Genomic DNA, 23,000 nt, shown 5'->3' with positions numbered 1-23,000 from the left:
GCCCATGCGGGTGTTCCACATCCAGGCCGACAGCTTCACGGAGCTGCCGGCCCTGCCTGACGCGCTGCCGGCCCAGGGTTTCCTGTGGCTGGGCTACGGCCGGCGCGAGTTCGAGGTGGGCGAGGCGGCCGTGCAGCAGGCGCTGTCGCGCTGGGGCTGCGGCAACATCGTCGACCTGCATGTGTCGGACCTGATCAACAACCAGCTGCCCTCGCACTTCGACTACACGTCCTGGTACGACATGCTGGTGTTCCGCCGCCTGGCCGCGGCGCCGGGCAGCCAGGACCTGTTCGTCGACGACGAGCACGGCACGCTGGCCTCGGCGCAGCGCGCGCTGCGCGCGATCGACACCAGCCCAGTGGGCTTCGCGGTGTTCGACCGCGTGCTGGTCACCGTGCACCCGACCGACTGCCAGGTGCGCGAGTTCTTCGCGCAGAAGCTGGACCGCCTGACCGAGGGCCGCGAGAAGGCGCCCGCGCGGGGCAGCGCCCGCTTGCCAAGCAGCCCCGCCGACCTGATGTTGCGCATGGTTAACCACATGGTGGACAGCTACCTGGAGCTGCGCCGGCTGCTGACGCGCCAGCTCGGCACGCTGCAACGCGTGCTGCTGGACCAGAGCAGCGAGTTCGATGACTGGCCGCTGCTGCTCGAAAGCCGCGATGCGCTGCACCGGCTGGAAGACACCTGCGAGGACCAGCGCAGCGCGATCCAGGAATGGATAGACGCGCTGGACGAATGGCCCGCCGACGGCGACCCGCACGTGACGCGCGAGCGCGAGCTGCTGCGCGTGCGCTCGCGCGACGTGCTGGAGCATGTGGAGCGCGTGCTGACGCATGTGCGGCGGCTGGAGTCCTCGGCCGAATCGGCCGTGCAGATGCACTTCAGCGCGCTGGGCCACCGCACCAACAGCATCATGCGCACGTTGACGGTGCTGACCGCCATCTTCCTGCCGCTGAACCTCATCACCGGCATCTTCGGCATGAACTTCGAGTGGATGCCGCTGATCAAGAACCCGAACGGTTTCTGGGAATCCATCGCGCTGATCGGCGCGCTAGCGATGGGGCTGTGGCTGCTGTTCCGCAGCAAGCGCTACCTGAGCAGTCGCTAAGCCTTGCGGTAGGGGTCGGCCACGCCGAGGCCAGCAAGGATCTCGGTCTCGCGCGCCTCCATGCACTCGGCCTCGTCGTCTTCCTCGTGGTCGTAGCCCTGCGCATGCAGCGTGCCGTGCACGAGCATGTGCGCGTAGTGATCCAGCAGCGGGATGCCCATCTCGGCGGCTTCCTGCTCGACCACCTCGGCGCAGATGACGAGGTCGGCGCCGACGACCGGCTCGTGGCTGTAGTCGAAGGTCAGCACGTTGGTCGCGTAGTCCTTGCTGCGGTACTCGCGGTTCAGCGCGCGGCCTTCCTCGGCATCGACGATGCGCACGGCGATCTCGCCCGGCAGCTCCAGCGCCGCGCGGATGAAGCGCTGCACCTTGTGGCGCGGCAGCAGCGCGCGGTGGCGCGGATCGGCGAATTGCAGGGACAGGCTCAGTTCGGGACGGGGGCTCATGCTTCTCTCGCTTCGCGCTTGGCACGCGCTTCGTAGGCCTCGACGATGCGCGCCACCAGCGGGTGGCGCACGACGTCCGCGCTGGTGAAGCGCGTCATCGCGATGCCCTTGACCTTGGCCAGCACGCGCTCTGCATCGATGAGGCCGGACATCACGCCGCGCGGCAGGTCAATCTGGCTGGTGTCGCCGGTGACGACGCAACGACTGCCGAAGCCGATGCGGGTCAGGAACATCTTCATCTGCTCGGGCGTTGTGTTCTGTGCCTCGTCCAGGATGACGAAGGCGTGGTTCAGCGTGCGACCGCGCATGAAGGCCAGCGGCGCCACTTCGAGCTGGCCCTTCTCGAAGGCCTTGGTCACGCGGTCGAAGCCCAGCAGGTCGTACAGCGCGTCGTACAGCGGGCGCAGGTAGGGGTCGACCTTCTGCGTCAGGTCGCCCGGCAGGAAACCCAGGCGCTCGCCGGCCTCAACGGCCGGGCGGGTCAGGATGATGCGCTGCACGCTGGCGCGCTCAAGCGCGTCCACCGCACAGGCCACGGCCAGGAAGGTCTTGCCGGTGCCGGCCGGGCCGAGGCCGAAGGTGATGTCGTGCGACAGGATCTGCTGCAGGTACTGGTGCTGGCGCGGCGTGCGGGCGGACAGGTCGGCGCGGCGCGTGCGCAGCACCAGATCGCCATCCGGGCCGGTCTTGGCGGGCGCGGGCGCCTGGGCCTCCACGAGCGCGAGCTGCAGCGTCTCGGCCGCCAGCGGGCGGCGGGCACGCTCGTACAAGGCCTCCAGCAGCGACTGCGTGCGCTCGGCGGCGGCCTTCAGGCCGTTGACACGAAACTCGGCGTCGCGCCGCGTGATCTTGACGCCGAGCGCCGCTTCGATGTCGCGCAGGTTCGCGTCCACGCTGCCGCAGACGCGGGCCAGGCGGGTGTTGTCGACGGGTTCGAAGGCGAAGCGAAGGATCACGGCGGACACCGGAAAACGGAAAACCTGAATTGTCGCCGCGCTGGTGCATTCCCCGCCGCCAGGCCCGCCGGCCTCCCTCACAATGCCGGCCCATGATTGCCTCGACCGTGCCGAGGGCCCGCCGGCCTTGGCGCCTGCCCCCTGCCCTGTTCCTCTGCGCGGCCCTGTGCTGGCCCGCACTTGCCCACGCTCAAGCCTTAGCCACGCCGGACTGGGCCGTCATCCTGCGCGGCTGGGTGGCTGCCATGCTGGCCCTGATGGCCACCGTGGTGGGCCTCGTGGCCGGGCTGCACCACCGCGAACGCGCAGCCAACTTCCTCGTCGGCATGATGCTGAGCTGGGTGGTGCTGCGCGCCGCCGGCGCCCCGGCGGCCGCCGGTCTGCGGCCGCTGCTGATGACGTTGCTGGTGCTGTGCGGCGTGCAGTACCTGCTGCGTCAGATGAACTGGAAGCGCAGCTGGATAGACCACGCGCTGCTGATCCAGTGCCTCATCGTGCCGGCCAGCCTGCTGCTCACGGGCGGCCGCGTGGGCATCCTGCCTGCCATCTGGAACGTGGTGCTGACGCTGGAGCTGGTCACGGCCATGGGCTGGGCGCTGTGGCTGCGCCGGCTGCGGCTGAAGGTCGACCCCGACGATGGCCTGCAACGCGAGTTCCGCCTGATGGTGCTACTGCTGCTGCCCACCATGCTGGCGCTGCTGGGCGAGCTGGCGCTGGCGCCGCTCAGCGAATCGCTGTGGCTGACCGCCTCGCCGTGGCTGAGCTTGGCGCTGCCAGTGCTGATGCTGGCGCTGGGGCTGCAGGTCGTGAACCACGTGGCCCATGCGCGCGTGGAGGCCGAGAAGCGCACCACCGCCATCGAGCAGCGCATGAACGAGCGCATCGCCGAGGTGGAGCGCAGCCACAGCCAACTGGCCGAGCAGAAGCTGGAGCAGGTGACCGAACGCGAACGCAAGCGCATCGCCGCCGACCTGCACGACGACCTGGGCGCCAAGCTGCTGACCATCGTGCACACCAGCGAGTCCGACCGCATCTCGACGCTGGCGCGCGAGGCGCTGGAGGAGATGCGGCTGTCGGTACGTGGCCTGACCGGCAAGCCGGTGCACCTCATCGACGCGTTGGGCGACTGGCGCGCCGAGGTCGTGTCACGGCTGGGCCAGGCCAACATCCTGGCCGAGTGGAAGAGCCCGGCCGAGGACATCGAGCATACCTTCCAGGCCCGCTCCTACGTGCAGACAACGCGCATCTTGCGCGAGTCGGTCTCCAACATCATCAAGCACAGCGGCGCCACCAACGCGACCATCTCCAGCGCCGTGCAGGACGGCGACTTCATCCTCACCATCCAGGACAACGGCCAGGGCATCCCGACCGAGCTGGATGGCCGCCTGGACCGTGGCCATGGCATGGCGAGCATGAAGTCACGCGCCAAGCAAATGCACGGCCAGTGCTTGGTCGAATCCGGCCCGGGCTGGGGTACCGTCATCCGCTTGACGATCCCGCTCTAGTTTTCGTTCCCCCGAAGGTCCCCCCATGAACCACATCCTGCTGCTCGAAGACATCCCGGAGATCCGCGCCTGGCTGAAGGCCCTGATCAAGCAGGTGTTCGCCAACGCGCAGATCACCGAATGCTCGCGCGTGCAGGACGCCCTAGCCCTGGTCAACAGCCAGCGCTTCACGCTGGCGCTGCTGGACCTGGGCCTGCCGGACGGCTCGGGCGTCGACGTCATCGCCGCGCTGCGCGAGAAGCAGCCGGAAGTGCAGTCCGTCATCGTCACCATCCACGACGACGACGAGCACCTGTTCCCCGCACTGCAGGCCGGGGCCTTCGGCTACCTGCTGAAGGAGCAGTCGCGCGAGCTGTTGGTGGAGCAGCTGCAACGCATGAGCCAGGGCGAGCCGCCGCTGTCGCCGTCCATCGCACGCAAGGTCATTGCCTACTTCGCCGCACAGGTGAAGAAGCCGGCCGCCTCGCTGCTGCACGAGGTGTCGCTGACCGACCGCGAGACCGAGGTGCTGCTGCGCGTGGCCAAGGGCTTCACGCTGCCGGAGATCGGCGTGCAGCTGGGCTTGTCACGTCACACCATCGCCGACTACGTGAAGCAGATCTACCGCAAGCTCAATGTGAGCTCGCGCGCCGAAGCCGCGCTGGAAGCGCAGCGGCTGGGTTTGTTCGGTCGCAACTGAGGCTGAGCAGGCCCGGATAATCGGGCCATGATCGGAAGACTCAGCGGCGTCATCGCCGAGAAAACACCGCCCCAGGTGGTGATCGATGTGGCCGGTGTCGGCTACGAAGTCGACGTGCCGATGAGCACGTTCTTCAACCTTGGCGGCCTCGGCGAGCGCGCCGTGCTCCTGACCCACTTGACCGTGCGCGAGGACGCGCACCAGCTGTTCGGCTTCCTCACGCACGAGGAACGCGCCACGTTCCGCCAGCTCATCAAGATCAGCGGCGTCGGTCCCAAGATGGCGCTGGGCCTGCTGTCGGGCCTGTCGGTCTCGGAGCTTGCGCAGGCCGTGTCGCGCCAGGAGGCCGGCCGGCTGACGAAGGTGCCCGGCATCGGCAAGAAGACCGCCGAGCGGTTGCTGCTGGAGCTCAAGGGCAAGCTGGGCCCCGACCTCGCGCTGCCCGCCACCGTGGCCAACGACAACCAGGCCGACATCCTGCAGGCGCTGGTCGCGCTGGGCTACAGCGAGAAGGACGCCGGCGCGGCGCTGAAGGCGCTGCCGCCTGACGTGGGCGTCAGCGACGGCATCAAGCTGGCCCTCAAGAAACTCTCATGACGTTAGCCCCCACGCTCACTTCGTTCACTGCCCCCCGGAGGGGCTCCCGCCTTTCTTGGGGCGGCCCGGCGAAAGGTCGGTCATGAGCATCCAGACGGACGACTTCGCCCCGGCGCCGCGCATCGTCAGCGCCGCGCCCGAGTCCAGCCGCGAGGAAGCGCTGGAGCGCGCACTGCGGCCCAAGCTGCTGGACGACTACGTCGGCCAGAGTAAGGCCCGCGAGCAGCTGGAGATCTTCATCGGTGCCGCCCGCAAGCGCCGCGAGGCGCTGGATCACGTGCTGCTGTTCGGCCCGCCGGGCCTGGGCAAGACGACGCTGTCGCACATCATCGCGGCCGAGCTGGGCGTGAACCTGCGCCAGACCTCCGGCCCGGTGTTGGAAAAGCCCAAGGACCTCGCGGCCATCCTCACGGGATTGGAGAAGAACGACGTCCTCTTCATCGACGAGATCCATCGCCTGAGCCCCGTCGTCGAGGAAATCCTGTACCCGGCGCTGGAGGACTACCAGATCGACATCATGATCGGTGAGGGTCCGGCCGCCCGCTCAATCAAGCTGGACCTGCAACCGTTCACGCTGGTCGGCGCGACGACGCGCGCCGGCATGCTGACCAATCCGCTGCGCGACCGTTTCGGCATCGTGGCGCGGCTGGAGTTCTACACGCCGGCCGAGCTGCAGCGCATCGTCACGCGCTCCGCCGGTCTGCTCAACGCGCCCATCGATGCCGACGGCGCACTGGAGATCGCACGCCGCTCGCGCGGCACGCCGCGCATCGCCAACCGGCTGCTGCGCCGCGTGCGCGACTACGCCGAGGTGAAAAGTGACGGCCGCATCGTCGCCGGCATCGCCGACAAGGCATTGGCCATGCTGGACGTCGACCCGCAGGGCTTCGACCTGATGGACCGCAAGTTCCTGGAAGCCGTCGTGCACCGCTTCGACGGCGGACCCGTGGGTCTGGAGAACGTGGCGGCCGCCATCGGCGAGGAGGCCGGCACCATCGAGGACGTCATCGAGCCCTACCTGATCCAGCAGGGCTTCCTGCAACGCACGCCACGCGGCCGCGTCGCGACGCTGGCCGCCTACCGCCACCTCGGCCTGACACCACCGGGCAGCAAGACCGGCCCCGGGCTGTTCGGCGACTGACGTCACCGGCCTGCACCCGGCGGCAGCGCCGCCGCCGTGCAGGCGTAAAAAAGCGCCCCGCAGGGCGCTTCTCCTGGCTGATCCTGAAGATCAGAAGTTGTGGCGCACGCCCACAGCCAGCGAGTTGAAGTCGCCAGCGCCATTGGCCAGCTTCTGGTCGACGTCGGTGATGTAGCCGTAGACCTTGGTGCGCTTGCTCAGGTTGTAGTTGTAGCCCAGCGTCCACTGCGAAGCACCCGCATTGCGGAACGTGCCATCAGCACCAGCCTTGGTGCCGCCGATGTTGAAGTGGAACTCCGACTGACCCAGCGTGTACATGGCCGACACGCGGGCGATGTTGCGGGCCTTGAAACCGGAAGCGGTTTCACGCTGCACGTAACCAGCCACCAGGAACGGGCCGAACGAGTAGTCGGCTTCGAGGGTGTAGTTCTTGCGCTTCGTGGCGGTGTCAGCTTGCGAGTAGGCAGCCGCGACATGCAGGCCACCCACTTCGTAGTTGGCCGACAGGTCCATCGCACGGGCGTCGCCGGCAGCGCCTTCACCAGCGTGCAGGCTGGCGTTGACGCTGAAGCCGTTCACCGTGGGCGAGAAGTAGCCGACCTTGTTGGTGCGGAAGCCGAAGGCGAAGGACGAGAACAGGGCGTCGGACGACGAGCCGGTGTCGTGATTGTGGTTGCTGGTGCGATCCACGGTCGAGAAGTACGAATCCGGGAACCAGCTGCCCAGGCGAACCGTACCGAACGAGCCGGTCAGTTCCACGTTAGCCTGGCGGTTCCAGAACTGCGAGCCACCCGAAGCTGCGCCGGTGTCGGAGTTCAGGCCGTGTTCCAGGTTGAACGAAGCCTTCAGGCCGCCGCCCAGGTCTTCCGTGCCACGCAGGCCCAGACGCGAATTGTTGTTTTCCACAACGGCCTTGCGGTCCTGGTTGCCGATCTTCTGGCTTTCCACGGTGGTGTTGAGGCGGCCCCACAGCGTGACGGAGCTTTGAGCGAAAGCGGGAGCAGCGGTGGCAGCAGCCAGAGCGGCGACAAGGGCGATCTTCTTCATCGTGAGCCTTTGCAGATGGGTTGCGGCAGGTTGGAAAAACCTACCTTCGAAAACAGATGCAATGAAGTATAGGAGCGACTTTTCTCACGACGGGAAGGCCGATGTTCCGACGCAACAGTCGGCCTAGGGGTCGCGGCGGGCTTCAGGCCGCGACGTCGTCCGCCGCCAGGCCGGCCAGGTGCCGGTCGTCATTCCAGCCCACCAGGGTGAAGCCCTCGCTTGTCGCCAGCACCCGGTTGATGGTGGCATTTCCCAGTTGCCAGCTGCGCGGCGCGTCCAGCGCGGTGCGCGTGGCGGCGCGGTACAGGCAGTCCAGGACGCCGCCGTGGGCCACGAGCACGATGCTCTGGCCTGGATGCGCGGCAACGACACGGCGGGCCGCGCCCACACAACGGGCGCTGAAGGTATTGAGGCTTTCGCCGCCGCCCACCGCAAAGTCGGGCTCGCGACGACGCCAACGGGCAGAGTCGTCGGGGAAGCGCTGCGCGATCTCCTCCCAGCTCAGCCCTTCGAAGCGGCCGAAAGCCCGTTCGCGCAGCCCGACGTCCAGGCGCACCTCCAGCCCCCGCGTGGCGGCGAGCGCCTCGGCAGTCTGGCGTGCCCGGCTCAGATCGCTGGCGTAGACGGCGGCCAGCGGCTCGTCGGCCAGCGCCTCGGCCAGGCGCTGGGCCTGCGCCAACCCCAGCGGGCTGAGCGGGATGTCGGTGTGGCCCTGGATGCGGGTGGCGCGGTTCCAGGCAGTCTCGCCGTGGCGGACGAGGATGACGCGCGTGGGCTCCTCGAACATCACACACCCCAGACGACGTCGGCGCCGTGCCGATGGCTGCGCGTCATCAGCTCGTGCAGCGGCCAGGCACGCTGGCGCAGCGTCACGCCCTGGCGACGCGGCTCCGGCTCACCGGCCTCCTTGGCAGCGTCCACCCGGCGCTGGAACTCCGCGTCGTCAGCATCGACGCCGGCCTGCAACGCCTGCAGCAGCGCAGGCAGGTCGGCCGACTGCAGGATGCCTCGCGGCGCGGACTCGCGGCCCATCAAGCGCAACATGGCATCACCCGACTCCGCCAGCATGACGACATCGCCACCGGCCTTGGATTTGAAGCAATAGAGCATGGCCACATTCTGCGCCTGCCCCGAAACGGGATCTCAGCCGGCGCTGGCCAGACCCAGCCAGCCGGAAACCGCCGCGTCCACGACATGCCGACGCGGCCGCACTCGCTGTTCGAACTCCTCGGGGCGCAGGGCCGGCGCGAACAGGTAGCCCTGGAACTCGTGGCAACCCGCCTGGGCCAGGAAATCCCGCTGCGCCTCGGTCTCGACGCCCTCGGCGATGACCTGCAGGCCCAGCGCCCGCCCCATCTGCACGATGGCGTTGGCAATGCCCACGTCGCTGGGGTCGTTGGGCAGGCCTTGCACGAAGCTGCGGTCAATCTTGAGCCGCTGGATGGGGAAGCGCTTCAGGTAGCCCAGTGACGAGTAGCCGGTGCCGAAGTCGTCGATGGACAGCGTGACGCCCAAGGCGGCCAGCGCCTGCATGCGCTTGAGGCCCTCGTCGGCATCGCCCACCAGCACACCCTCAGTGAGCTCCAGCTCCAGCATGCTGGCGGGCAGCGCGGCGTCACGCAAGGCGGCAGCGACGCTCTCCACGAAATGGGCCTGCTGGAACTGCAGAGCCGACACGTTGACGGCGACCGGCATGCGCAGGCCGCGGCTGAGCCAGTGGGCGGCCTGGTCGACAGCCTCGCGCAGCACCCAGTCACCGATGGCGATGACAAAGCCGCTTTCCTCGGCCAGCGGGATGAATTCGGCCGGCGAGATGTCGCCGCGCTGCGGGTCGCGCCAGCGGATCAGCGCCTCGGCGCCGATGACGCGGTCACTGCCCAGCTCGACCTGGGGCTGGTAGTGCAGCCGGAAGCGCCCTTCGGCGAGCGCCTGGCGCATCGCGTGGTCCAGCCGCATGCGCGACAGCAGGTCGACTTCCTTGCGCGGCACGTGGAAACGGAAGCCCGCGCGCCCGCCTTCCTTGACCCAGTGCATGGCGCGCTCGGCGCTGGCCAGCAGCTCGTCGGGCGTGCCGCCGTCACCGGGATACAGCGCGATGCCGCAGCTGGCCGTGACGGTGAAGCTCAGCGTGTCGAAGCTGAAGGGCTGGGCCAGCAGTTGCTGAACGCGGCGCGCGGCGGCCTCGGCCTCGAACATCTGCGCGCCCTCGATGAGCAGCGCGAACTCGTCGCCACCCAGCCGGGCCAGCGTATCGCGGGCCCCCACGGCGCCCTGCAGGCGCTCGACCACCTCACGCAGCACGCGGTCGCCATAGCTGTGGCCCAGCGTGTCGTTGATCTGCTTGAAGCGGTCCAGATCCAGGTGCAGCAGCGCGAAGACCGGCGCAGGCTCACCGTCAGTGGCCGCAGCCATCTGCTGGATGATGCGATCGGCCAGCGCCCGGCGGTTGGGCGCACCGGTCAGCACGTCGGAGCGCCCCAGCTCCTCGATACGCTGGTGAGCCGCGAGCTTTTCGCTGAGGTCCCGGAACGAGAACACGCGGCCAATGGGCTCGCCACGGCTCATCTGCGGCAGCGACACCTGCTCCAGCACACGGCCGTCGGCCAGCCGCAGCATGTCGCTGGAGCGCATCAGCGGCGCGTCCAGCAGCGCCTCGATGCGCATGCGGTACTGCTCGCCGTCATGCATGACGCGCTGCAGGCTCAGCCACAGCCCGGCATCGCCCGGCTCATGTTGCAGGCCGCCGGGCAGTCCCCACAGCTTCGCAAAGCGCCGGTTGAAGCTGCGCACGCGGCCGGCGAGGTCGACGACGAGGATGCCGTCGGCCGTCGATTCCAGCGTCGCACGGAGCTCGGCCAGCAGCGTCTCGCGCTCGGCCTCGGCGCGCCGCCGCCGCGTCTGGTCGTGCAGCATGACCAGCCAGTAGCGGTCGCCCTCGGGCGTGTGGATGGGGCTGATGGCGCGGCTGACCCAGCGCGGCTGACCGTCGCTGTGCGTCAGCACGGTGTCGGAGCGGATGCGGGCGAAGGGGTCGCGTGCAGCACCCTGCCAGAAGGCTTCATCCTCCAGCGAGCCGCACAGCATGGCCGGCTGCTGCCCCAGGGCCCGTTCAGGCTTGAGGCCCAGCAGGCGCAGCGCAGCGCGGTTGATGACGCTGACGGTCAGGCTCTCGCCGTCGACCAGCCATGCCGGTTCGGGCAGGCCTTCTAGCAGTGCCTCCAACACGGAAGGCGCTGCGGGTGCGCGAGACTGGCCAGAGGTCGCCTCGCGGCTGGTGGTCACGCGGCCAGCTCCCCGGGGCCTGTGCTGACGGCGTCGAAGAAATACGCGATGCGCGCACGCGGGCTCAGGTAGTCCAGCGCCGGGCGGGGCAGGAATTGCGGCTTCAGGCTGCGGCGGATGCCCAGGTCGGGCGTCTCTTCCAGGTTCAGGATGAGCGCGTCTTCCTTGGGCACCTTGGGATCGTGGACCATGACGCGCGGCTTCAGCGGCCGTGCCGAGTTCACCGACACGACCAGCGCATAGCGGTCATCGGTCAGCTGCACGGTGGAGCCCGGCGGGTAGACGCCCATCATGCGGATGAAGGCGTTCAGCATGGTCGCGTCGAAGCGGTTGCGCCCTTGCGCAAACATCAGCGACAGCGCCTCGTGCGGCGTCATGGACTTGGACGAGATCAACGGGTTGCACAGCCCGTCGAAGCGGTTGACCAGCGCGACGATGCGTGCGCCGGTGCTCATGCGGTCCATGTTGATGCGCTGCGGGAAACCGCTGCCGTCGGCGTGCTCGTGGTGCTGCGCAATGATGAGCAGCGGCGCAGGCGCCAGCCCCATGGTCTGCGCAATGGCCACGCCCTTGGCGACGTGCTGCTGGTAGGCCGCCGTCTCGGCCGCAGTGAAGCTCTCGTCGCGATGCCGCAACCGGGCGGCCACCTCCAGCTTGCCGACGTCATGCAGCAGCGAACCGACGCCCAGGTCCATCATCTCGTCGCGACCCAGGCCGAAAGCACGGCCCAGCAGCAGCGCAATGATGCAGACATTGAGCGCGTGCGCGGTGGAGCGATCCCCGGCGGCCTCGTTCAGCAGCCGCATGTTGAGGTCGCCCTCCACCAGCATCTTGTCGAGCAGCGCGGCCGTCAGGCTCTCGGCCTGGGCACGCGCCTGGTGGGGGTCGGCCTGCACGTTCTCCATGACGCCACGGAAACCGTCGGCAGCCTCCCCGTATTGCGCCTCGCAAAGCCGCAGGGCCTCGCGCTGAGCGGCCAGCGCGCGACGATGGGCCTCACGGGCCAGTTCCTCGGGCGAGGGTTCAGCAGCCTGCGCCGCCATCTCGACCTCGGCAGCAACGGGGGTCTCCGCGCCGAGGGTGGTGGCCACCGGCTGCAGCGACAGATCGCTCTTGGCCGGACTCCAGCGCACCTGCGTCAGACCCAGCCGTCGCAGGATCAACAACTGGTCACTGGAGACGATCTTGAAGCTGGACAGCGGAAACGGATGCGACATCCACCCCAGATCCAGGTGGATGAACATCCCGACGGTCAATTGGCTGACATCGATCAGCGGATCGTTTGATCTATCCTGCATTCACTCAAACCCACGCCCACGGCGACCCTCTGTCCGACCCTGACGGGCATCGCTGCCGCGGCACTGGATCGGCCTCCTGCTGTACGTCAACTCGGCCGTTTGCTCACCCGGCCACCCGGGAAAATTCCCTGGCCGGCGCAATGCGGAGCTTAGCGCCTGATCATGAACGAAATTCTGTGCCTTTGTCGGGGCAAACGCGAAGGAATGCATGCCCTTTTGCCCCCTGTGCGCGCCTGCCGCGCGGTGGCTCAGCAGGCCCGGGTGGAATCACGCACGATCAGCTCGTGCGGCAGCACCTTGTGCAGCTCGGCCTCGTCGGTCGTCGTCGCGACGCCGGCCTTGTGCCCGAACACCAGCATCTCGACGGCGGCACGCGCCATCTCCGCGACCGGCTGACGCACGGTGGTCAACGGCGGCCAGACCAGCGATGCAGTGGGAGAGTCGTCGAAGCCAACCACCGACAGCTCGCTGGGCACGTTCAGGCCCAGGCGATGCGCCGCGGCCAGCACACCCAGCGCCATGTCGTCGTTGCTGGCGAAGACTGCCGTCGGCCGCAGCCGGCCGCTGAGCAGCTTGTGCGCCGCATCGCGGCCGCTGGCGAAGGTGAAGTTGCCCGGCCGCACCAGTTCGGCGTCGAGCTGCAGGTCATGCGCCCGCAGCGCGTTGACGAAGCCCTCGTAGCGCGCAGCACTGGCGGACTGGTCCGGCGGCCCCTTGATGAAAGCGATGCGCCGATGGCCCAGGCTGAGCAGCAGGTTGGTGATCTCCTCGGCCGCATGGACATCATCCATTCGCACCGACGGCAAGCTGCGGATGTCCCGCTCAGGCGACATCTGCACGCACGGCGTGCCACTCTCGCGCAGCGCGGCCAGCACCTCGGGGTTGTCGCACAGCGGCGGCGTCAGGATCATGCCGTCCGGTCGCAGCGCCAGCACCATGCGGTCGATCTGCTGGCGCAGGTCGGGCGCGTCGTTGTGCAGCGACTCGACGACAAGGTGGTAACCCAGCTCGCGACAGCGCAGCGTGGCGCCCTGCTGCACGCTGCCCACGAAGCTGGCACTCGGGTCGTAGTACAGCAGGCCGATCAGGAAGGACCGTCCGCCGGCCAGGCTGCGCGCCGACTGCTTGGGCCGGTAGCGCAGCGCCTCCACCACCTTGAGCACCTGATCCCGGGTGCTTTCATGCACGCCAGGCTCATGGTTGAGCACGCGCGAGACGGTTTTGATCGAGACACCCGCCTCGCGGGCGACGTCAACGATGGTGGGGCTGCCGCCGCGCGCGCTCATCGAGACGAAGAATTACTTCTTCTTGGCCTTTGCGGCAGGCTTGGCTGCAGGCTTTGCGGCCGGCTTGGCAGCAGCCTTCTTGGCAGCAGCCTTGGGGTCCACGGCGGCCTTGAAGCCGGCGCCCGGGGTGAACTTGGGCAGCTTGGCAGCGGCGATCTTGATCTTGGCGCCGGTGCTGGGGTTCACGCCGTTGCGGGCGGCGCGGGCGTGCTGCTTGAAGGAGCCGAAGCCGGGGATCGACACGGCACCACCCTTTTTGACGGTGGTGACGACAGCGTCCAGCAGCGTCTCGAGGATGCGGCCGGCTTCGGCCTTGCTCAGCTCGTGCTTGGCGGCCAGGTGTTCGATCAGATCGGTCTTGTTCATTGCGGGGGGTCTCGCGAAATTGCGCGCCCGAACGGCTCGGGCGGGCGCGATTGTGGCGCATACAGTCGGGGCAAAGCCTCGCACACAATGCCAATGCCGTCCGACGTGCACTTTGCCTCGCTGCTGGACGCCCTGCCGCAACAGGCCTGGCAGGCCGATGCGCAGGCCCGGCTGCTGTGGATGAACGCGCGCATGGCCGAGGCGCTGGCGCACCCTGCGCTCCCGCTGCCACTGATCGAGCTGCTGCAGGCCGAGGACCGGGCGGCCTTTGCGGCCACGTGGACGGCTGCGCAAGCCAGCGGCGCCTTCGAGATGGAGTACCGCCTTGGCCCCTCGTGGGTGCTGTCGCAGGCACAGCGCCTGCCCGGCTCATCGCTGTGGCTGGGCACGCACACCGACATCGCGGCCCGCCGCGCGGCCGAGGAACGGCTGCATGAGGCCGATGCCGTCTGGAAGCTGGCTCTGGAGAGCAGTGGCGACGGCGTGTGGGACTGGCATGTGCAGGCTGGCGTCGAGCACTTCTCCGACCGCTACCTGCGGCTGTACGGCTTCGAGCCGGGCGACGTTGAAGCGACGCCCGAGGCCTTCGACCGGCGCACGCATCCGGATGATCTGGCCCAGATGGCCCGCGACCGCGAGGACCACTTCGCCGGACGCATGCCCACCTACCGCAACGAACACCGCGTGCTGGCCCGCGACGGCACGTGGAAGTGGGTGCTGAGCCGCGGCATGGTCATCGAACGCGACACGCACGGGCGGCCGCTGCGCATGGTGGGCACGCACACCGACATCACCGACCGCAAGCACCAGGAGGCCCAGGCCTGGCAGCAGGCGCGCATCGACACGCTGACCGGCCTGCCCAACCGCCGCGCGCTGCGCGAGCGCATCGACCAGGCGCTGACCCAACCCGGGGAACTCGCTGTCATGTTCGTGGACCTGGATCACTTCAAGGAGATCAACGACTCGCTGGGCCACGACGCGGGCGACGCCCTGCTGGTGCAGGTGGCGCAACGCCTGCGCCGCTGCACGCCGGACGGCGGCGTCGTGGCCCGCATGGGGGGCGACGAGTTCACGCTGATGCTGCCGGCCACGCCCATCGAGGCCGAGGCCAGGCGTGTCGGCCAGGCCCTGCTGCAGACCCTGGCCGACGCTTTCGACGTGGCCGGCGAGCGGGTCTATGTGTCGGCCAGCATCGGCGTCAGCCTGGCGCCGCGAGACGGGCGGGAGATCGAGGCGCTGTTCAAGCATGCCGACCTGGCGCTGTACGAGGCCAAGGACGCCGGCCGCAACTGCATGAGCCTGTTCACGCCGGCACTGCACGACGCCGCGCAACGCCGCACGCGGCTGGCCACCGAGCTGCGCGAGGCGCTGCGGCTGGGACAGTTCAGCCTGGTCTACCAGCCCATCCTGTCGCTGCGCGATCCCGCCGCTGCGCCGCGCAAAGCCGAGGCGCTGCTGCGCTGGCGCCACCCGCAGCTGGGCGACGTGAGCCCGGCGCAGTTCATCCCCATCGCCGAGGCAACCGGGCTGATCGTCGACATCGGCGACTGGGTATTCCGCGAGGCCGCGGCGCAAGCACAGGCCTGGCGGGCGGCGGGGCAGGCAGGTTTCCAGATCAGCATCAACAAGTCGCCGGTGCAGTTCCTGGGCGAGCGCGGCCACCGCGTGCAGCCGGACTGGGCCCGGCATCTGCACACCCTGGGCCTGGACGGCGATGCGCTGGCCGTGGAGATCACCGAAGGCCTGCTGCTGGAGCGTGACGAGGCCGTCGCCCAGCGACTGCGTGACTTGCGCACCGCCGGGCTGACCATATCGCTGGACGACTTCGGCACGGGCTATTCGTCGCTGAGCTACCTGCAGCACCACGACATCGACACGGTGAAGATCGACCGCAGCTTCGTCGCCGGCCTGGCGCAGGGGGACAAGGCGCTAGCGCTGTGCCGAGCCATCGTGACGATGGCGCACGAGCTGGGCCTGGAAGTCATCGCTGAAGGCGTTGAGACCGAGGCGCAGATGCTGGCCCTGCGGCAGATGGGCTGCGACTGGGGGCAGGGATGGTGGTTTGGGAAGGGGGTCAGCGCGGCCGAGTTCGAGGCGCGCTGGTTTTCCAGCATGCGCTGAGTGAGCCCCAGAAACGGCAAAGGCCAGCACTTTTGTGCTGGCCTTTTTCGTTTGGTGCCCAGGAGAGGACTCGAACCTCCACGGAGTTACCCGCTAGTACCTGAAACTAGTGCGTCTACCAATTCCGCCACCTGGGCTTTCAGGAGCCTCGCAGTATAGCCTGATTTTTCAGGCCTGCAAGCGAGTTCGTCAAATGTCGAACTTCACACCCTGCGCCAACGGCAGCTCGCTGGAGTAGTTGACTGTGTTGGTCGTGCGGCGCATGTAGGCCTTCCACGCGTCCGATCCGCTCTCGCGGCCGCCGCCGGTTTCCTTCTCGCCGCCGAACGCGCCGCCGATCTCCGCACCGGACGTGCCGATGTTGACGTTGGCGATGCCGCAGTCGCTGCCCGCGGCGTTCATGAAGGCCTCGGCCTCGCGGAGGTCCGTCGTGAAGATGGCCGACGACAGGCCTTGCGGCACGCCGTTCTGCAGCGCGATGGCCTCTTCCAGCGTCGAGTACTTCAGCGTGTAGAGGATGGGCGCGAAGGTCTCGTGGCAGACGACCTCGGTCTGCGACGGCATGCGCACGAGCGCCGGCTGGGCGTAGTACGCGTCAGGGAAGCGGTCGCTCAGCGCGCGCTCGCCGCCAGAGACCTGGCCGCCCTGCTCGCGGGCAGCCTTCAGCGCGGCCTGCATCGCGTCGAACGCCTGCACGTCGATCAGCGGGCCGATCAGCGTGCCCACCTCCACCGGCGAGCCGATGGGCAGCTGCGCGCGGGCGCGGTCCAGGCGCTCGACGAGCGCGTCGTGGATGCTCTCGTGCGCGATGACGCGGCGCGTCGTCGTGCAGCGCTGGCCGGCCGTGCCGTAGGCGCCGAACAGGATGCCGCGCACGGCCAGTTCGAGGTCGGCGCTGGGCGTCACGATGATGGCGTTGTTGCCGCCCAGCTCCAGCAGGCAGCGGCCGAAGCGCGCTGCCACGCGCGGGCCGACGGCGCGGCCCATGCGGGTGGAGCCGGTGGCGCTGACGAGTGCCACACGGGCATCGTCGACCATCGCCTCACCGGCATCGGCGCGGCCGATGACCAGCTCGGACAGGCCATCCGGCGCGGCGTGGCCGGCGGCACGATAGGCCTTCACGGCGCGCTCGAACAGCGCCTGCGTGGCCAGCGCGGTCAACGGCGTCTTCTCGCTGGGCTTCCATACGCAGGCGTCACCCGCCACCAGCGCCAGTGCCGAGTTCCAGGCCCACACGGCCACGGGGAAGTTGAACGCCGAGATGATGCCGACGACGCCCAGCGGCAGCCACTGCTCCATCATGCGGTGGCCCGGGCGCTCGCTGGCGATGGTCAAGCCGTGCAGCTGGCGCGACAGGCCGACAGCGAACTCGCAGATGTCGATCATTTCCTGGACTTCGCCCAGGCCTTCACTCGTCACCTTGCCGGCTTCGATGGAGACGAGCTGCGCCAGTTGCGCCTTGTGCGCGCGCAGCTCCTCGCCGAACAGGCGCACGAGTTCGCCGCGTTTCGGCGCGGGCACGACGCGCCAGGCCTTGAACGCTTCGTGAGCGCGGCCGACGGCGGCCTGCATGTCGGCCGCGGTGGCGGTGGGCAGTTGAGCGAGCACGCTGCCGTCGATGGGCGAGCGCACGGTCAGGTCGCCGGACGCCGGCATGTGGACGCCCAGGGCGTCGAGAACAGAAAGGGTTGCTTGCTTCATGGCGAACATTGTCCTCACGAGATCGATTCGACCTGACGCGACTGCTGATACGCCGAGCCGAAGCGGTTGGCCAGGAAGTCCGGCAGCGCCACCTGCTCCTGGCGCACGAAGCCGCTCTGCGGCAGCTTGCCTTCTCGGAACAGGTCCACCGCGGCGCAGATGCCGGCGGCCGTCGTGATCTGGATGGCCGACAACGGTTGCGCGCCGTCACGCGTGGCGAAGATCTTGCGCGCGAACACCTCCTGCAGCAGCACGCCGTTCTTCATGCCCGACACGGTGACGAAGACGAGCACCACGTCCTGCATCGTCGCCGGCATGCTCTTGCGCATGATGTCCTTCAGGTTGCCCTGGTCGCTCTTCAGGCCCAGGTCGCCAAGCAGGAACTGCATCAGGTCGCGGTGACCGGGATAACGCACGGTCTTGTAGTCGAGGTTGCGCACCTTGCCCGCCCAGGTCTCGCACAGCGTGCCAAGGCCGCCGGAGGTGTTGAAGGCCTCGTACTCGGTGCCGTCCAGGCTGAAGTGCTCCAGGCCCTCCAGCGGCAGCGCGGCGATGGTGTCGCCTTCGTGGATGGCTTCGCAGGGGTGGCAGTACTCGTTGATGAGCCCGTCGACGGACCACGTCAGGTTGTACTTCAGCGCATTGGTCGGGAAGGCCGGCAACGCGCCGACGCGCATCTGCACGTCGCGCACCGAGTCGAAGCCGCTGGCCAGGTGGTGGGCCACGATGCCGATGAAGCCCGGTGCCAGCCCGCACTGCGGCATGAAGGCGGTCTTGGCGCCCACGGACATCTTCTTGATGGCCTGGGTGGCAGCCACGTCTTCGGTCAGGTCGAAGTAGTGGCAGCCGCATTCCAGCGCCAGCTCGGCAGCGGTGATGGCCAGGTGGTAGGGCAGCGCGTTGACGACGGCGTCCTTGCCGCGCAGCTGGGCGGCCAGCGCGCCACGGTTGTCGCTGTCGACCTCGGCCGTGGCAATGCCTTCGGCGGCCAGCACCTTCAGGTAGCCGCCGTTCTTGTCGAGCACGGTGACCTCGTAGTCGCCGGTGGCGTGCAGCAGGCGGGCGATGGTTTGGCCGATGTGGCCGGCGCCGAGCAGGGCGATCTTCATGAGGGGCTCCAGGCTGTGTTTGCGTTGGGCCGCACTCTAGGCAGAGGCGATGACGAAAGAAAGTGATGTTCCGACGAAAGCGATTTATCACTCGCCGGATCGTCGCGATAATTCGCCGTTATGAATGAATCACGGGTAAATCCGCACTCCTCGACCGACGACCTGGATCGCCGGCTGATCCTGCTGCTGCAGGCCAGCGCACGCGACAGCACGGCCACGCTGGCGCGCAAGCTGGGCGTGGCGCGCACCACCGTCGTCGCGCGGCTGGCGCGGCTGGAGGCCAGCGGCCGCATCGTGGGCTACACAGCACGGCTGGGGGGCGACGAGGCGGGCCGCAGCGTGCAGGCTTTTGTCGGCATCACCGTCAGCCCCAAGGCCGGACGCGAGGTGGTGAAACGGCTAACAGAGCTGCCGGAACTGCGCCAGCTCGCCAGCGTCAGTGGTGAGTTCGACTACATGGCGCTGCTGCGCGCCGACACTACAGCCCGGCTCGACGCGCTGCTCGACGAGATCGGCGACATCGACGGCGTGCTGCGCACCAACAGCTCGGTCGTGCTAGCGCTGCGCGTCGACCGACAGACCTGACCCTCACGAAAGACCCTGATGACCTGGCTCTCTCTCGGCCTCGCCCTCTTCCTCGGCATCCACCTGACCCAGGCCCTCGCGCCGCGCTGGCGCCAGGGCCGCATCGCCACGCTCGGCCCGATGGGCTGGAAGGCCTTCTACACCGTGGTCTCGCTGATCGGCCTGGTCCTGATCGTGTGGGGCTACTCGCTGGCGCGCCAGCAGCCGGCCGTGCTGTGGCCAGCCCTACGCGGCATGAACCACGCGGCGGCGGCGCTGATGCTGGTGGCGCTGGTGCTGCTCGCGGCGGCGCATGTGCCGCGCAACCACATCAAGGCGCGCCTGCAGCACCCGCTGACGCTGTCGGTCAAAGTCTGGGCCTTCGCCCACCTGATCGCCAACAACACGGCGACTGACCTGATGCTGTTCGGCAGCTTCCTGGTGTGGTCCATCCTCGTGTTCCGCGCGGCACGCCGCCGTCCGGCGCCGGCCCACGCTGCACCGACGCTGGCGGGCACCGCAATGGCCGTCGTCGTGGGCGTCGGCCTGTGGGCAGCCTTCGCCTTCTGGCTGCACGCGGCCTGGCTGGGCATCGCGCCCCTGGGGCGCTGACCCTTCCTTCAACCTGGGGACGGGCGCGTGGCTGGGGATGTCGTATCCGCAGCCCGGAGGCCATCATGCGCAGCCACTTCGGAGACATCCATGGCCACCCCGTCCAAGAAGCCCGTTACCGCCCGCCAGGCCGCCCCCGCTCCCCGGCTGGACGCCCGCCCCGACCGCCTGGACCTGCGTGACCTCATGTACCGCGCGCCGCTGCGCTCGCTGCCGGCGCGCTGGCCGCTGGATGCCGACCTGAAGCAGCAGCTGCCTGCCTATGTGAAGTCGGGCCGCATCCTGAACCAGGGCAACGAGGGCGCCTGCACCGGCTTCGGCCTGGCCTGCGTCACCAACTACCTGTACTGGCTGCGCCACCTCGGCGCGTCGCGCAGCCCGCTGCCCGAGCCCGTCAGCGCGCGCATGTTCTACGAGCTGGCCAAGCTCTACGACGAGTGGCCGGGCCAGGACTACGAAGGTTCTTCCTGCCGGGGAGCCCTCAAGGGCTGGCACAAGCACGGCGTGTGCAGCGCGGCGCTGTGGCCCTACCCGCTGGACGCCAAGGGCGGCGGCGTGTTCAAGCGCCCCCTGACCGGCTGGGACGAGGACGCCACGCGCCGGCCGCTGGGCGTGTACTACCGCGTCGAGAAGAAGAGCGTGGTCGACATGCAGGCGGCCATCTACGAGATCGGCGCCGTCTACGTGTCGGCCGAGGTGCATGACGGCTGGGCCATGGACGCCGCCACCCTGCCCGCCAGCCACGACAAGCTGCCGCGCATCGCGCCCATGACGCAGAAGACCGGCGGCCACGCCTTCGCGCTGGTGGGCTACAACGAGCGCGGCTTCGTCGTGCAGAACAGTTGGGGCACGGGCTGGGGTGCCAGCGGCTTTGCCGTCCTGCCGTACGAGGACTGGGTCACCAACGGCACGGACGCCTGGGCCGTGGCACTGGGCGTGCCGCAGGACCTGTCCGACGTGAAGGCGCGCCAGGCGCCGGCCCGGGGCGGCCGCAAGTCGGCCCCGGCGGCCAGCGGCTTTCGCGTCATGGCCGGCCGCGGGCTGGCCGACGTGGCCCCCACGCTGCGCCAGCCAGACAACCCACGCGACGACCCCTGGCCCTTCGACCACGCCTTCGACCACAAGCCCTACCAGCCGCTGCGCACCGACCAGGCCTACACGCACACCCTCGTCTCGGGCAACAACGGCCAGCTGATGGCCACCGACTTCACGCGCGAACGCAGCGACCGCGCCGGCCTGGCCCGCGAGATCGTCGTCACGCGCCCCGCCGCCTGGGCGCGTGCAGCCAAGGCCAAGACCGTCAAAGTCGCGCTCTACGCGCATGGCGGGCTGAACGCCGAGGGCGCCTCCATCCAGCGCATCCGCGTGCTGGCGCCCTACTTCCTGGCCAATGGCATCTACCCGCTGTTCTTCACCTGGAAGACCGGCCCGGGCGAGACGCTGAAGTCCATGCTCGAAGACCTCAAACACCGCATCGTCGACAGCGGAGACCGCAGCGAGGGCTGGCTGGACAAGCTGCGCGAAGCGGCCTCCGAGGCCAAGGACCGCGCCATCGAGGCCGTGGGCCGGCAGTTCGCGCGCGGCATCTGGAGCGAGATGCGCGAAAACGCCGCCGGCGGCGCCACCGACGACCATGTGCTGGACCTCGCCGCTGACATGCTGCGCGAACTGCGCGATGCGTTGACCCGCCAGGGCCAGACGCTAGAGCTGCACCTCGTCGGCCACTCGGCCGGCTCCATCCTGCTGGGCCACCTGCTGGGCCGGCTGGCGGACACCACGCCACTACCCGTGGCCAGCTGCGAGCTGTATGCCGCCGCCTGCTCCAGCGGCTTCGCCGTGCAGCACTACGGCGCGGCCCAGCAGGCCGGCGTGCTGTCGCTGACCACGCTGCGCCTGCACGTGCTGACCGACGCCAACGAGCGCGCCGACGGCCTGCCCAGCGCCGAGCGCGACATCTACGGCAAGAGCCTGCTCTACCTCGTGTCGCGCGCGCTTGACGATGTGCGCAAGCAGCCGCTGCTGGGCATGGAGCGGGCGCTGCTCAAGCCGCAGGCCGACTGGCCGCTGGACCAGTGGGCCGACGGCGCGCGGGCCGACATCACCGCCTGGCTCAAGCTGTGGCCGGCCGGCGCGCTGCTGAACCGCGTGACGACGCCCAAGGTGCGCACGACCAAGACTGGCGACCAAATCGCCGCCAGCCACGGCAGCTTCGACAACAACATCGACCTGCTGACCGGCACGCTGGAACGCATCTGCGGCGCCGCGCTGGTGGCGCCGATGGAGTGGCTGGACTATTGAGGCGCCGGCATACTGCGCGGCCATGCCTCACCACCCGTCTAACGCCAACTTGCTGCGGATGGCTGCCCTCGCGGCCGCACTGCTCGTCAGCGCCTGCAGCAGCGTCGACAAGCCCGCCGCACCCGATCCCGAGTTCGTCGTGCACGAGAACCTGCTCGCTGCGGAGCGGGTCGACGCGAAAGCGCTGGCCCGCATGACGGCGCACGTGGGGCCGGACGGCCAGATCGTCTACCTGCACACGGCCCTGTGCTGCGACCAGTTCAACAAGGCCTACGACGCCGACGGCCGCTACCTGTGCGCGCCGTCAGGCGGTTTCACGGGCCAGGGCGACGGCCGCTGCCCGGCGTGGGTGCACCGGCTCAGGCAGCGCCCGCCGGACACGGCCGCCAGCAACCCCTGGCGCATGCGGGACACGCTGTAGCGGGACAATCCTGCGCATGAAATACCTGCACACCATGGTCCGCGTCCATGACCTGGACGCGTCGACGAAGTTCTACCGCGACGCGCTGGGCCTCGTCGAAGTCAAGCGCTCCGAGCACGAGGCCGGCCGCTTCACGCTGGTCTACCTGGCCGCGCCGGGCGACGAGGACGCCCAGGTCGAGCTGACCTACAACTGGCCCGACGCCGACGGCAAGGCCGAGGTCTACACCGGCGGCCGCAACTTCGGCCACCTGGCCTACGCAGTGGACGACATCTACGCCGCCTGCCAGAAGTTCGTCGACCACGGCGTGCTCATCAACCGCCCACCGCGCGACGGTCGCATGGCCTTCGTGCGCTCGCCCGACGGCATCTCCATCGAGCTGCTGCAGCGCGGCCCCGCGCTGGCACCGGCCGAGCCGTGGGCGTCGATGCCCAACACGGGCGCCTGGTAATAGGGTCTGTTG

At 68.9% G+C, this 23,000-nt stretch carries 22 protein-coding genes and 1 tRNA gene; 11 read left to right on the top strand and 12 right to left on the bottom strand.

Features of this window, described 5'->3' with window-relative positions:
- Positions 1-4: 4 nt before the first annotated feature.
- Complete coding sequence (locus ACG0Z3_RS19660) at positions 5-1,108, top strand: magnesium transporter CorA family protein (protein WP_394400694.1); 1,104 nt, start codon at positions 5-7, stop codon at positions 1,106-1,108.
- Here ACG0Z3_RS19660 and ybeY read toward each other — a convergent pair.
- Entirely contained in the window at positions 1,105-1,554 is a 450-nt protein-coding gene (ybeY, locus tag ACG0Z3_RS19655; RefSeq protein ID WP_394400691.1) for an rRNA maturation RNase YbeY, read from the bottom strand. The two genes, ACG0Z3_RS19660 and ybeY, sit on opposite strands and share 4 nt — an antisense overlap.
- Positions 1,551-2,510, bottom strand: a complete 960-nt coding sequence (locus tag ACG0Z3_RS19650; RefSeq protein ID WP_394400688.1) for a PhoH family protein — start codon at positions 2,508-2,510, stop codon at positions 1,551-1,553. Before ACG0Z3_RS19650 ends, ybeY begins: the two co-directional genes overlap by 4 nt.
- Positions 2,511-2,602: 92 nt before the next feature.
- Here ACG0Z3_RS19650 and ACG0Z3_RS19645 point away from each other — a divergent pair, with 92 nt between their 5' ends.
- From ACG0Z3_RS19645 to ruvB, 4 genes are all read left to right on the top strand, one after another.
- On the top strand, positions 2,603-4,015 hold the full coding sequence (locus tag ACG0Z3_RS19645) for a sensor histidine kinase (protein ID WP_394400686.1): 1,413 nt from the start codon (positions 2,603-2,605) through the stop codon (positions 4,013-4,015).
- Positions 4,016-4,040: 25 nt separating this feature from the next.
- Positions 4,041-4,694 carry a response regulator gene (locus tag ACG0Z3_RS19640; protein ID WP_268168026.1) on the top strand — a complete coding sequence of 218 codons (654 nt, stop codon included), beginning with the start codon at positions 4,041-4,043 and terminating at the stop codon, positions 4,692-4,694.
- A gap of 27 nt (positions 4,695-4,721) precedes the next feature.
- Positions 4,722-5,291 carry a Holliday junction branch migration protein RuvA gene (gene ruvA / locus ACG0Z3_RS19635; RefSeq protein ID WP_394400683.1) on the top strand — a complete coding sequence of 190 codons (570 nt, stop codon included), beginning with the start codon at positions 4,722-4,724 and terminating at the stop codon, positions 5,289-5,291.
- 82 nt (positions 5,292-5,373) lie between these two features.
- Positions 5,374-6,432: a Holliday junction branch migration DNA helicase RuvB gene (ruvB, locus tag ACG0Z3_RS19630; RefSeq protein ID WP_394400680.1), complete on the top strand. Its 1,059-nt coding sequence runs from the start codon at positions 5,374-5,376 to the stop codon at positions 6,430-6,432.
- A 90-nt stretch (positions 6,433-6,522) separates the two neighbouring features.
- Here ruvB and ACG0Z3_RS19625 read toward each other — a convergent pair whose 3' ends face one another.
- The 7 genes from ACG0Z3_RS19625 to ACG0Z3_RS19595 form a co-directional block, all read right to left on the bottom strand.
- Positions 6,523-7,479 (bottom strand): porin, encoded by a 957-nt coding sequence (locus ACG0Z3_RS19625; RefSeq protein WP_394400678.1) that lies wholly within the window; start codon positions 7,477-7,479, stop codon positions 6,523-6,525.
- A gap of 142 nt (positions 7,480-7,621) precedes the next feature.
- On the bottom strand, positions 7,622-8,266 hold the full coding sequence (locus tag ACG0Z3_RS19620; protein ID WP_394400675.1) for a histidine phosphatase family protein: 645 nt from the start codon (positions 8,264-8,266) through the stop codon (positions 7,622-7,624).
- A complete protein-coding gene (locus ACG0Z3_RS19615; protein WP_394400672.1) occupies positions 8,266-8,589 on the bottom strand; it encodes a DUF1840 domain-containing protein in 324 nt (107 codons plus the stop codon). Before ACG0Z3_RS19615 ends, ACG0Z3_RS19620 begins: the two co-directional genes overlap by 1 nt.
- 33 nt (positions 8,590-8,622) lie before the next feature.
- A complete protein-coding gene (locus tag ACG0Z3_RS19610; RefSeq protein WP_394400669.1) occupies positions 8,623-10,761 on the bottom strand; it encodes a putative bifunctional diguanylate cyclase/phosphodiesterase in 2,139 nt (712 codons plus the stop codon).
- Positions 10,758-12,059 carry a cyclic di-GMP phosphodiesterase gene (locus ACG0Z3_RS19605; protein ID WP_394400666.1) on the bottom strand — a complete coding sequence of 434 codons (1,302 nt, stop codon included), beginning with the start codon at positions 12,057-12,059 and terminating at the stop codon, positions 10,758-10,760. The genes ACG0Z3_RS19610 and ACG0Z3_RS19605 overlap by 4 nt, the downstream gene beginning before the upstream one ends.
- A gap of 248 nt (positions 12,060-12,307) precedes the next feature.
- Positions 12,308-13,345, bottom strand: coding sequence for a LacI family DNA-binding transcriptional regulator (locus tag ACG0Z3_RS19600; RefSeq protein ID WP_394400663.1), 1,038 nt, complete (start codon positions 13,343-13,345; stop codon positions 12,308-12,310).
- Positions 13,346-13,357: 12 nt separating this feature from the next.
- Positions 13,358-13,711 carry an HU family DNA-binding protein gene (locus ACG0Z3_RS19595; RefSeq protein ID WP_268168017.1) on the bottom strand — a complete coding sequence of 118 codons (354 nt, stop codon included), beginning with the start codon at positions 13,709-13,711 and terminating at the stop codon, positions 13,358-13,360.
- An 87-nt stretch (positions 13,712-13,798) separates the two neighbouring features.
- Between ACG0Z3_RS19595 and ACG0Z3_RS19590 the strand changes: the two genes are divergently transcribed.
- On the top strand, positions 13,799-15,832 hold the full coding sequence (locus ACG0Z3_RS19590; protein ID WP_394400659.1) for a putative bifunctional diguanylate cyclase/phosphodiesterase: 2,034 nt from the start codon (positions 13,799-13,801) through the stop codon (positions 15,830-15,832).
- A 52-nt stretch (positions 15,833-15,884) separates the two neighbouring features.
- On the opposite strand, the gene ACG0Z3_RS19585 is transcribed toward ACG0Z3_RS19590, so the two are convergent.
- From ACG0Z3_RS19585 to ACG0Z3_RS19575, 3 genes are all read right to left on the bottom strand, one after another.
- Positions 15,885-15,969, bottom strand: a tRNA-Leu gene (locus ACG0Z3_RS19585).
- A 52-nt stretch (positions 15,970-16,021) separates the two neighbouring features.
- Positions 16,022-17,533, bottom strand: coding sequence for an L-piperidine-6-carboxylate dehydrogenase (gene amaB, locus ACG0Z3_RS19580; RefSeq protein ID WP_394400653.1), 1,512 nt, complete (start codon positions 17,531-17,533; stop codon positions 16,022-16,024).
- Positions 17,534-17,547: 14 nt separating this feature from the next.
- The gene (locus tag ACG0Z3_RS19575; protein WP_394400650.1) at positions 17,548-18,642 is read right to left on the bottom strand and encodes a saccharopine dehydrogenase family protein; all 1,095 of its coding nucleotides are present in this window, start codon (positions 18,640-18,642) and stop codon (positions 17,548-17,550) included.
- A 120-nt stretch (positions 18,643-18,762) separates the two neighbouring features.
- Between ACG0Z3_RS19575 and ACG0Z3_RS19570 the strand changes: the two genes are divergently transcribed.
- The 5 genes from ACG0Z3_RS19570 (at position 18,763) to ACG0Z3_RS19550 (ending at position 22,988) form a co-directional block, all read left to right on the top strand.
- Positions 18,763-19,227, top strand: a complete 465-nt coding sequence (locus ACG0Z3_RS19570; RefSeq protein WP_394400647.1) for an Lrp/AsnC family transcriptional regulator — start codon at positions 18,763-18,765, stop codon at positions 19,225-19,227.
- 18 nt (positions 19,228-19,245) lie between these two features.
- Positions 19,246-19,818, top strand: a complete 573-nt coding sequence (locus tag ACG0Z3_RS19565) for an NnrU family protein (protein ID WP_394400645.1) — start codon at positions 19,246-19,248, stop codon at positions 19,816-19,818.
- Positions 19,819-19,908: 90 nt separating this feature from the next.
- Positions 19,909-22,116: a C1 family peptidase gene (locus tag ACG0Z3_RS19560; protein ID WP_394400642.1), complete on the top strand. Its 2,208-nt coding sequence runs from the start codon at positions 19,909-19,911 to the stop codon at positions 22,114-22,116.
- Positions 22,117-22,174: 58 nt separating this feature from the next.
- A complete protein-coding gene (locus ACG0Z3_RS19555; RefSeq protein ID WP_394400639.1) occupies positions 22,175-22,537 on the top strand; it encodes a DUF6970 domain-containing protein in 363 nt (120 codons plus the stop codon).
- Positions 22,538-22,553: 16 nt separating this feature from the next.
- Positions 22,554-22,988 (top strand): VOC family protein, encoded by a 435-nt coding sequence (locus ACG0Z3_RS19550; RefSeq protein ID WP_394400637.1) that lies wholly within the window; start codon positions 22,554-22,556, stop codon positions 22,986-22,988.
- The last annotated feature ends 12 nt before the right edge of the window (positions 22,989-23,000 follow it).

Source organism: Pelomonas margarita (assembly GCF_043555875.1).
Lineage (GTDB): Bacteria > Pseudomonadota > Gammaproteobacteria > Burkholderiales > Burkholderiaceae_C > Pelomonas > Pelomonas margarita.
Note: the sequence above shows the minus strand (reverse complement) of the source record. Positions and strands in the feature narration are given on the sequence as shown.